General features: G+C 72.6%; 1 protein-coding gene and 1 pseudogene. One reads left to right on the top strand and one right to left on the bottom strand.

Features of this window, described 5'->3' with window-relative positions; all coding sequences use genetic code 11:
• Positions 1-248, top strand: a pseudogene (locus K377_RS41150) (thioesterase); the annotation flags it as partial.
• Positions 249-277: 29 nt separating this feature from the next.
• Here K377_RS41150 and argB read toward each other — a convergent pair.
• Positions 278-1,228: an acetylglutamate kinase gene (argB, locus tag K377_RS41145; protein ID WP_111668717.1), complete on the bottom strand. Its 951-nt coding sequence runs from the start codon at positions 1,226-1,228 to the stop codon at positions 278-280.
• Between the last annotated feature and the right edge of the window lie 329 nt (positions 1,229-1,557).

The following is a 1,557-nucleotide window of genomic DNA, read 5'->3' as shown; positions in this document are numbered from 1 at the left end:
CCCCGCCGCTCGCCGCGCCGCTGCCGGTGCCCCTGTCGGTGTTCGGCGGCGCCCGCGACCAGGTGGCGCCGCCGCACCGGCTCGACGGCTGGTCGGCCGTCTCCGAGCACTTCCTCGGCCTGCACCTCTTCGACGGCGGCCACTTCTACTTCAAGGACCGGCTCCCGGAGGTCGCCGCCCGGATCCGGCAGGACGTTGGCCGTGCCGAGGCGCTCACCGGGGCCGCCGCGGCGGTGGCGGCGGGCTGAGCGCCGCGCCCGCGCGCCACGGCCCGGGGTCAGGCCGCGCCGACGACCTCGCGGCGCGGCCGCCACGCGTCGGCCGCGGGGGGCCGGGTCTCGTCCGGGTCCGGCAGGATCACGGTGCCGACGCCCTCGTCGGTGAACATCTCCAGGAGCACCGAGTGCTTCACCCGTCCGTCGATCACCCGGGCGGCGCCCACTCCGCCGCGCACGGCGTTCAGGCAGCCCGTCATCTTGGGCACCATGCCGTCGTGCAGCTCGGGCAGCAGCTTCTCCAGCTCCCCGGCGGTCAGCCGCGGGATGACCTCCTCGCTGTGCGGCCAGCCCGCGTACAGGCCGGCGACGTCCGTGAGCAGGACGAGCCGCTCGGCGCCCAGCGCGGTGGCGAGAGCGGCCGCCACGGTGTCGGCGTTGACGTTGTAGACCCGGCCGTCCTCGACGCTGCGGGCCAGGGGTGAGACCACCGGGATCCGGCCGTCCGCCAGGAGACTGTCCAGGGCCCCCGTGTTGACGCCCGTGATGTCGCCGACCCGGCCCACGTCCACCGGCTCCCCGTCGATCCACGGCCGGTGCCGTCTGGCGAGCACGGTGTCCGCGTCCTCCCCGGTCATGCCGACGGCGAGCGGGCCCGAACGGTTGATCAGGCCCACCAGTTCGCGCTGCACCTGGCCGGCCAGGACCATCCGCACCACGTCCAGCGCGGGCTCCGTGGTGACCCGGAGCCCGCCCCTGAACTCGCGTTTCAGACCGCGCCGGGCGAGCTCGGCATCGATCTGCGGCCCTCCTCCGTGCACGACCACGGGGCGCAGCCCGGCGTAGCGCAGGAAGGCGATGTCGCGGGCGAAGGCAGCCGTCAGGTCCTCGGTGACCATGGCGTGCCCGCCCAGCTTGATGACGACGGTGCGTCCCTGGTGCCGGGCCAGCCACGGCAGCGCGTCGCCGACGGACTGGGCCTTGAACAGGGCCGGGTGTGTGCTGGGGGACATCAGAACCTCGCTCGCCGGGTGGCGGATTCGCCGATCGGGCAATGGGCGCTCATGGGAGCACGACTCCTTCTGCGCTGGAAACAGAACGAAACGTTCGACGGTGACGCGTTTCCCCGGAGCCTGAATTCCTGTCGCCCGGGCTTCGGCCGCGCCGCATCATCGCGCTTTGCCATGGGCGAGCGGAAGAGAATTCCGGCGATGAACGAACGAATCCGGTGGACGACAGGAGAGCCGGAATTCGTTGTTCGCTCGGCTATGGCTCGCTGATGAACAGTGAAGGGCTGGAGGGACACTGGAGGGAATCGAGCGGACAGGGGGGAAGGGGGAAG

The sequence above is a fragment of the Streptomyces sp. PsTaAH-137 genome, from assembly GCF_003259365.1.
Taxonomy (GTDB): Bacteria; Actinomycetota; Actinomycetes; order Streptomycetales; family Streptomycetaceae; genus Streptomyces.
This window is presented reverse-complemented; position numbering and strand designations above follow the sequence as displayed.